This is a genomic window from Rhizobium sp. BR 314, from assembly GCF_047445805.1.
Lineage (GTDB): Bacteria > Pseudomonadota > Alphaproteobacteria > Rhizobiales > Rhizobiaceae > Rhizobium > Rhizobium lusitanum_B.
In genome coordinates this window covers 88,747-96,915 of sequence record NZ_JARWLA010000025.1, presented here as the reverse complement: position 1 = coordinate 96,915, position 8,169 = coordinate 88,747, and the positions used below count along the sequence as shown (strand labels likewise).

9 protein-coding genes are annotated in these 8,169 nt (G+C 54.0%); 5 read left to right on the top strand and 4 right to left on the bottom strand.

From position 1 onward, the window contains the following. The 3 genes from QD461_RS25525 to QD461_RS25515 form a co-directional block, all read right to left on the bottom strand. Window positions 1–197 (bottom strand): transposase (locus QD461_RS25525; RefSeq protein WP_414090151.1); only part of this gene is annotated, 197 nt, incomplete at its 3' end. Window positions 198–436: 239 nt separating this feature from the next. Continuing rightward, window positions 437–649 carry a hypothetical protein gene (locus tag QD461_RS25520; RefSeq protein ID WP_004125950.1) on the bottom strand — a complete coding sequence of 71 codons (213 nt, stop codon included), beginning with the start codon at window positions 647–649 and terminating at the stop codon, window positions 437–439. Between the two features lie 266 nt (window positions 650–915). Further along, on the bottom strand, window positions 916–1,461 hold the full coding sequence (locus QD461_RS25515; protein WP_004125942.1) for a helix-turn-helix domain-containing protein: 546 nt from the start codon (window positions 1,459–1,461) through the stop codon (window positions 916–918). Between the two features lie 382 nt (window positions 1,462–1,843). Between QD461_RS25515 and QD461_RS25510 the strand changes: the two genes are divergently transcribed. The 4 genes from QD461_RS25510 (at window position 1,844) to repC (ending at window position 6,022) form a co-directional block, all read left to right on the top strand. Continuing rightward, window positions 1,844–2,269, top strand: a complete 426-nt coding sequence (locus QD461_RS25510; protein ID WP_414090150.1) for a helix-turn-helix domain-containing protein — start codon at window positions 1,844–1,846, stop codon at window positions 2,267–2,269. Between the two features lie 7 nt (window positions 2,270–2,276). Continuing rightward, window positions 2,277–2,795, top strand: coding sequence for an IS630 family transposase (locus QD461_RS25505; protein ID WP_414090149.1), 519 nt, complete (start codon window positions 2,277–2,279; stop codon window positions 2,793–2,795). Window positions 2,796–3,392: 597 nt separating this feature from the next. Next, window positions 3,393–3,854 carry a hypothetical protein gene (locus tag QD461_RS25500; protein WP_004125939.1) on the top strand — a complete coding sequence of 154 codons (462 nt, stop codon included), beginning with the start codon at window positions 3,393–3,395 and terminating at the stop codon, window positions 3,852–3,854. Window positions 3,855–4,723: 869 nt separating this feature from the next. Next, window positions 4,724–6,022, top strand: coding sequence for a plasmid replication protein RepC (gene repC / locus QD461_RS25495; RefSeq protein WP_004125935.1), 1,299 nt, complete (start codon window positions 4,724–4,726; stop codon window positions 6,020–6,022). 265 nt (window positions 6,023–6,287) lie between these two features. Here the strand turns inward: repC and QD461_RS25490 are convergent, their stop codons facing one another. Next, the gene (locus QD461_RS25490; RefSeq protein ID WP_004125932.1) at window positions 6,288–6,755 is read right to left on the bottom strand and encodes a helix-turn-helix transcriptional regulator; all 468 of its coding nucleotides are present in this window, start codon (window positions 6,753–6,755) and stop codon (window positions 6,288–6,290) included. Window positions 6,756–7,660: 905 nt separating this feature from the next. On the opposite strand from QD461_RS25490, the gene QD461_RS25485 reads away from it, so the two are divergent. Further along, window positions 7,661–7,969, top strand: coding sequence for a hypothetical protein (locus QD461_RS25485; RefSeq protein WP_135488301.1), 309 nt, complete (start codon window positions 7,661–7,663; stop codon window positions 7,967–7,969). Window positions 7,970–8,169: the final 200 nt, after the last annotated feature.

Sequence of the window (8,169 nt, the reverse complement as noted above, 5' to 3'; positions counted from 1 at the left end):
GTCTCCCAATCCCGGTCGCGATAGCCGTTACGCTGGGCCAGCCGGAAGCCATTCTTCTCGCCATAGGCCGCGCCGGTCTTCGTGCCGACCTCCAGCCCCATCAGCTTCTCGGCAGCAAAGCCGATCATCTCCCGCAGCAAATCGGCATCAGCGCTCTTCTCAACGAGTGAGCGCAGGTTCATCATGTCGTCGGTCATCGGTGGTGTCCCTCAGGTTGGCTCTAAGCAACCCGACCCTACCGGAAATCACCGATGGCTATGAAATCCAGCTACACCACTCCATGGGACACGATCCCGGTACGGCTTAGCCACACTTCTGGTGCGGCATTCCACACTCCGTTACCAGCCATGCGAAAACCGCCAATTGATAGACCGACGTCGTCGAAAACTATGCCGATGCCCGTTGGATGCTTCACCACACTGGAGAGGCATTGCGATCATTTCTGTCTCAGCTGAGCAGCAATCATGTCGCGACTGGCGTTATGGATCAGCAGCGTTTCGTAAAAAACCGTCAGAATGTTTTCCGCCAATTCCGTATCCAAGTGTTGCATACGAAGGACAGTCACCTTTCGCTCCTGCCGTGAAACCTGTTCTTCACTTTCGGCAATATGGCGATTTGCGATATCAAGGTCGGCTTGAGTGAATATCATTTTGGTTTCTCCCTGAGATCGGCATCCCTGGGAAGTGGCACTCGCACTGAAGCGCTTCCCTGTGTTCCGTCGGAACCCAGTTCATCGCGGTTCGGAAGAAACGAAGATGACGCTACACTGGTGGACGCTACCAGTGACGCTCGAAACGCGTCGGGTCGGTCAATATCTTACCATAGGTAGTGCGGACAAAGCAGCAGAATACATGTTCGAGGAGTGGCCGGGAAATGTCACGATGGATTTACTTCAATTAGCGCAACGCATTTCGGTCATTTGCTGCCGTCAATTTGCTTACCAATTGCGATTTCGACACCATTGCGGCATTCAGGATCGCCTACTGTCTGGCCATCATTTTGGCCGCAGGTCTCGCCTATGCGACCTAACAAGCTGAAAACATCTCGCAGAGTCTCTTCGTCCAAGGTCCGCAACTTTTCGATTGAGGCCAATAGCAGAACCGCTTTTGCTTCAGTCCCACCCCAGAGATGGGGTGCTGCTGGCGCGATAATTTCCTCCGGAGTGGCGTCCAGAACCTCACAGAGATGAATTAGCCGGCATACCGTCAGGCGGGAGATCTTATTTTCGTAGCGGCCGTAAACCTGTTCGCTCAGCCCAAGCAGGGGCGCAAGTTTCGATCGAGGCAGTTTTCGTCTGTCGCGGGCGCCGCGAAGACTGGTGCAGATCTGTTCTTCCAGTTCGGCGCTAAGCACAATTCGCCCATCAAAAGGCTTCCGATAGACAGGTTTGTCTATGCGTGGGTCAACGACCTGCTGTAAACCGAGTTCTTTAATCCATTGCTTCAAAGATGGACCTGCCATTGCTGAGACTGAGGGTTAACGCGCAAGATCTCTTTTATACGGAAAAACGTTAAGGTTAAAACCTGTAACGTTGCATTTTTGATCATTTTTGGCGCATCTTTCTATCAAGCGAATTCGTCAAACGTGCACTAATTTCGCATATTATTATTGTTTTTCAATACATAATTGAAATCGGCACTGGTTTCTCTTGGTGCAAGAAAAAACACAATCGCACCAAATTGGCTATCGCCAGGTTACGCACCGCACTGGCATGGCGTTCCCGACCGATCCGATATCGTGAGAAACGCATCAATGCGATGTCTAAAGCCTGTCGCCGTTTTTTTGATTCAGGTTCCCAAATCGATCGACTTATGATTCCTTCGTGATTGGAAGGAGAATGGTCATGGGAAAATGCCATCCGATCGAGTTGCGTTCCCGTGTTATTGCGTTTGTTGAAGAGGGGAATGGGCATCGCGAAGCGTCGCGGCATTTCCGGGTGTCGCCGCGGTTCGTGAACGAACTGGTTATTCTGAAGCGAGAGACAGGTTCTCTTTTGCCTCGAAGACAAGGCCATGTCGGCGGTGGAAAATTGACCGACCACAGCGGATGGTTGGCTGAGCGCATGGCCGAGAACGGCGAACTGACCCTGGACGAGTTATGTGTTGAGTTGGGGGAGCGCGGTGTCAATGTGCATCGTTCCACAATCGGCCGGATGCTGCATCGGCTCGGGCTGAGCCATAAAAAAAAGCCTACTGGCAAGCGAGCAGCTTCGTCCCGCAATCGCACAAGCACGCGATCTTTGGACGAACCGAAGAAAGCCGTTCTTTAATAAGGCATTGTCGCAGCTCACTTTTATCGATGAAACATCGACAAATACGAAGTTGACAAAGCGCTCCGGATGGTCGCCGAGAGGCCATCGTTACCGAAGCCACGCTCCGTTTGGGTCCTGGAAGACGCAAACGTTCATCGCCGGCCTGAGATCGCATTCCATGGTCGCACCGTGGATCGTCAATGCGCCGATGAACGCCGAGATATTCGAGACCTGGGTCGAAACACAGTTGGCTCCAACCCTATCGAAGGGCGATGTCGTCATTGCTGACAACGTTCGCTTCCATAAGAGCGAGAAGGCTGAACAACTCATCAAGAAGCGAGGCGCTTGGCTCCTGTTCCTGCCCGCCTATTCGCCAGATTTGAACCCGATCGAAATGGCCTTTTCAAAACTTAAGACGCTGTTGCGAAAGCGAGCAGCGAGAACCTTTGAGGCTCTCTCAGCGGCGCTCGGCGAGATCTGCGCTCTGTTCTCCATCGAAGAATGTAGAAATTATTTCAAAGCCGCAGGCTATGAGGCAGAATGAATGCGACAGGCTTTAGAATCTGTAGGGTGGTTTTCCTGTGGTTTTTGTTCACTGCGACCCCGAAGCGGCTCTCTGTCGCTTAGGTCTGATGATCGACATGCGGGAACGCGAGATAGGCCATCAGCCTCAGAGGGGATCGCCGAAACCCGTTCATAGATCGGCTCCTCCAGATCGTGTTTTTTTGAGGTCACAAGTCGGGACGGGCGATCGGGTTATCCAGCGCTCTCCACGCGTTACGCTTACTGAAAATTGCATACTCAGCTCAAAAAATGAGTCGACTGACATAATGCTTTCCATTTTTTTGCCGAAAAAACGCAAAATATATTTGGCTCACCTTCAAGCGTTCTCACTAAAGGTATCCTATGAAATACCAGCTCGATTCAACTGATTTCAGTACAAATCTTTAGAATTTCAGCCGACCCGGAAAGCTGTCCAGATTGCGAAACACGTGCCAAATCGGCGCGTACGGCAATTTACAACGCCCTATGAGAACAGCATATTGCGTCGCGCCGCCGCTATCTATGGTTGGTATCACAGCTCTCCCTTCTCCCTCATCTCTGTGGGCACGAGATCGCTTCAAATAGGAGGCTAAAGCAAATGAAAAATATCGTGTACGTGTTAGAGTCGGATACCGCCCGTTTTGGGGCGGTTGAGCTTCAGGATGGAAGCATTGCTCCGATCTATGACTTGATTGGTAGCAGGCTAATCGAGATGATCCGCTTTGACGATATGCACTCGCTGTTCGTAGATGAAGAAGCGTTGCGTGATGGGCTAACCGCCTTTACAATCTTTGATGGCTGTCCAAAGCCTCTGGCGGGGAAAATTGTCCTTGTGGGAGGCGACTGCGGACAACCTTATCGTGCCCCATTGATCACGATTGCGGATGCGGCGGCACGCTTCCGATGTTGCCGGCCGGTGCTCGATCCAGTCTTTGCCACGGCCGGCGATATGACGCCAAAGGGTCTTATAGTTGCCGGGGCACTGGCAAGCTTGCAAGTCCGCATTGATCGTCGCTCTCCCGTGCTCGAAGAGAGCGAAAATCGCGGTTTGATACAATAAATCCGACCGCCACGCTCGCGAAAGATCGCGCGGGCATGGCGGCAAAAGCTTAGGTATTCGGTTTCAACTCACTCACTCATTTGCCAGGCGGCAACCCCTTAATGAATTTGCTGCGGTGGCGCTGCCGCTAAATAGGCTGGCAGATCTCAGGGAACTCCGGAAAACGCGCGCACCGTTTGCAGGTCTGAGATGGCGATCCAACGCACCTCGGGTAATCATTGCTCCAGGAGATCAGATCTCAAAACCCAAAATGAGGGGATGGAGTTTACGTCGACCACGCACGGCACAATCCTCCCGCCTCTTGTGATAGCCCCCGGGTCGATGATGACCAGCTGGGAAAGCGGGCTGTCGCTATTCATCCAGCCATCCACGTTTCGCACGCTGATCCTCAACGTCAAGTACGGGAGGAGCATTGCGTTTTCGGTCAAGCGTCATTGGCTCCATGTCCGAGCATCGGCCAATTTGAGAATTTTGTCCGTAAGGCGAACCAAATTTGATCGGTCGAAACGGTATCGAAATGGCATTTAGACTTTCAAAACAATTAATAAAATCAATGCGTTAGTTTAGTCACTATCCCGCTGCGACCTCAAGTAGCAGCTCAAACTCGTACATATCTTGCGCCAAATTGATTTGTTGGGATATGCTTTTCGCGTATCGACCGCAAACATCCCGACGCGTGCGTCGGGTCTGAAATGGAGAGAAAAAACCGGCCAGAAAAAGAAAAACCGCTCCCGAAGCAATCCGGAAGCGGGTCTGTAAGAGAATAAATTAGCCAAAACCTTTGTCGCAGACCCTTCCTTCCTTGTCAACAAAAAACATCACTTTGGTGAACGGCGGAGCTTTGCCTGGTCCCGAACGGAGACGAGGACATGGAAGATATGACCACCTGCCAACGGCCGGTCGGCCGTAAGATAACGCCCCAAAGGGCTGAATTCCGGCGCTGGGCAAAATCGGCAGAAATCGGAATGGTGACGCGTGCCCAATTGGCTGTGCTTGCTCAAAATCTGACCTGCACAGGCCTGATAAATGGAACGGAAAGCCATCTGTTGCTAATATTGATCAACACCGCCCCCGCCGATACTTTCGATACGTCGGGGCGGCCAATCGTGTTCAAATCGAACCGACAATTGGCATTTGAGGTCGGGCGTTCGGCCGGCCGGGTCAGTCGAATGCTTTCCAAGCTTTTCGATCTGGGTTTGATCACGATGCAGGACAGTGGAAACTATAAGCGATATCCCGTCAGAAACAGCGATGGCGTCATAACGGATGGATGCGGGGTCGATCTTCGAATATTGGTCCTGCGATATGGCGAGCTTACTCGCCTCGTAAAAGACATCCGAGCGGAGAAGAGGGCGACCGAAGCTGCCTTGCGACGGTACCGAGGCGCCTTGCGCAATATCCGTTGTGCCCTCGCTGCTGTCGCTGATGTAAGTGCAACAATGCGCCAACGCATTGCCGACCGGGTCGAGCGCATCAGCAATTATATCGGAATTGCTGCCAAAGCATCCAACCGGATGCTGCGTCGTGCGACTGTCCTTCTTGAATGGTCTATGGACCGACTGATGCGGCTTGACCCGCGACCTCAAGACCAACTCGGCGCAGGGAAAACGACATGCGTGCCTGTCGAAAACGACATGCAGAAACAGACTACACCTCCTTATCAATCAAAACGTAGTAGTAATGTTCGAGAGGGTTCGGCTCATGTCGGACAATACAGTTTTCCAAAAGCCAGCGCCGCCAGCAGCTCGGCTTTTGAAGAAACCGCGACCCTTTGGCGAGGCTCAGTCAGCGAGCGAGAACCTCAGCGGCAGGCTCTAATCGCGCTTAAGGATGTCTTGCGGGCGGCCCCGGCCCTCGCGGAGCTTGGATGCACTCCCAAGAGCTTCCAGGAGTTTGTTCGGCTGACTCCGATGCTGTGCCGCTTCGTCGGGATCTCAGAGGATGCCCGCCGTGGCGCCGTGGAGGCAATGGGCGAACAGCAAGCAGCGGTGGCGGTGGCAGTTATTCTGGAAAAAGCAAATCGGCAGGAGGTCAGTTCGCCCGGCGGATATCTGCGCGCAATGGCCGAGCGCGCAGCCGCGGGCAGATTGTATCTTACCCGCTCGGTCTTCGGTCTGGCGGCTCGCCGCGACCTTGAGCAAAGCACTCGAATGGCCGGGCAAACTTAACTGGTGGGTCACGCTCTTAAGCGGTGCAGCGTTCTAGTCGACACTGTTCATGCGCCACGATCAAAGTGAGCGACGATGTCGGCGCATGCGGTGACCGACCGGAAAACGAGTGAGTGTGAGGTCCAGGATTCTATAGTTGTGGCGCTGGTTCCTTTAAAAAGATGATCATGAAAACCACTTTGCGGCGAGATCGCGGTGAAGACCGACGCTTTCCGTTGCCGGAGTGCCTACCAGACAGCCAAGCTTACCTGCGATTGATGTCTCATTAGCTCCCGTTATCTTGAGGCACCATACGCTTCAGCAGCCGAACGAGATCGCGCTTTGCCTCGCTCGGAAGGGTTCTGATAATTCGGTCCAGAGTGAGACGATCCTCGGCTTCCTCAGGCGTGCGCCCCCAAAGATGGGGCGCCGCTTCAAAGAGCATATCTATGGGCATAAAGCCGAGAATTTCACAGAGATGGATCATTCGGGTGACCGTCATCCTTGAAAACGCCCGCTCGTAACGTCCGTACACGGGTGTCGACAGACCGAGCATTGGCGCAAGATCCGCGCGAGCGAGGCCCTCGGCCTCGCGCGTTTTTTTTAAAAATGCGCTGATCAGTTCTTCCATATCTCCTAGCGTCGCAACTTTCCCGTCAAAACCGGGCTTGCGGTAGATCGGCTTGTCGACTTCCGGATCGGTGGTATCTACGAGGCCTCTCGCACTTTTGTAACTTTCTAGATCTTGCGTCACCGCCTGTCCCTACTTTTCAACAATCGCCGGTCAGCGTGGATCGCCGTGGACGGACTTGAACTGCTTGCCTTTGCCCCTTTGAGGTCGTCTTCTGTCCGTTCCGAGGGGAACATTGTCAGGTTATAACAACTTTAGAGAGCTTAGCCAATTTGCTTCAGTAATCCGATGCACGATGAAGTCAAATCACGGCTGCGAGATCGGCGATCTAATTTAATCAGCGACAAACGATTGCTCGCTGGGACCATTTTCAAACCACCACGATCCCCTTGAAATTCAGCGAGAATTCGCGAATACATCCTTCAAGCTCCTTTATGAAGTCAGCGGCAATCGTCATTGGTTCCGATGTGAACGGCCGAGCCAAGGGTCGGCGCATCTTCGTGTCCGCTTATATCCCATTTGGTTAGCAGGAAAAGTAGGACCGTACCCTGGTGATGATTTTCCCAGAGAGCCTTATCGGCTATCCCTCTCCGGTTGTTGCGTAAAACCAAGCGATTTGTGATGGCCGGCTTGCTCGCGCGAAGCGGACGGGATAGTGCCTGTCTTTAAATGACGGAACCGGTCGTCGAGCGCATCGTAAAGCTCGCAGAGCGTCAAAGCGAAAGGCTTACTGCGGCTTTCTGGGGGCTGGGCGGCAATCAGGGAAGCGCTCGTCTTCTCTGGTAGGTCTCGGCCATGCGGTGCCCGATTGACGCGTCAAGAATGCCCGGATTGAATCGGGGCTCGGCCTTGAACCCGACTGAATCGCGCGCCGGATCGGCATCCCCGCGCCACTGGCTTGACGATGCCGAGACGCTCAGCGGACGTGCGGCGAAGGCCGCTGAGGCTGCCGTTGAGGGCTGCGGCATCGTTCGTAACGACACCGCGCTGACCCTGCTCGCACACCGCATCGGCCTTCGAAATAGCAGGTGCGATCGATCTTGCCGGGACATGTTCCGGCTTCCGCTACGCTCGCGGACGGCGCTGTTCGCAGGCAGGGACGACAGGCCATGGTGGCGGCCAATAATCTCAGCCACCGGATCAATCCAGCCGAAGGGCGACCTCTTTTCTTTTCCAGACGCCGCCGGCGCCGGCGTCTTGAGGCCATTAGGCAATACGGAGAAGCCATTCTCGGTTTGGATCTCGCGGTGGACGACAGCCGCTACGATCTGATCTCCTTCCTGTTGGGGGCAGCACCTGGCCCCTCGCTCCAGGCATGGTGGCGGAGGGTTTCCTGATGATGATGCGGGACGGTCGTGCCGTTCAGGCCAATGCCCGAATGTCCGATGTCGTTACCAACGGGATCGGCATCGATCCACAAAACTCCTGCTGACAGGCTCTGAAGCGCGCCTGACGGAAGGTGACCGTCGTTTACGGGCCACGCCATCAGTTCCAGACAAGGACCTGAAACAAGTTGACGTGGGCCCGCAAGACAATG

Coding starts and splice junctions, on each gene's coding strand:
- QD461_RS25510 (WP_414090150.1), top strand. CDS start 1,844: ATGGGAAAATGCCATCCGATCGAGTTGCGTTCCCGTGTTATTGCGTTT.
- QD461_RS25515 (WP_004125942.1), bottom strand. CDS start 1,461: ATGGCAGGTCCATCTTTGAAGCAATGGATTAAAGAACTCGGTTTACAG.
- QD461_RS25500 (WP_004125939.1), top strand. CDS start 3,393: ATGAAAAATATCGTGTACGTGTTAGAGTCGGATACCGCCCGTTTTGGG.
- QD461_RS25520 (WP_004125950.1), bottom strand. CDS start 649: ATGATATTCACTCAAGCCGACCTTGATATCGCAAATCGCCATATTGCC.
- repC (WP_004125935.1), top strand. CDS start 4,724: ATGGAAGATATGACCACCTGCCAACGGCCGGTCGGCCGTAAGATAACG.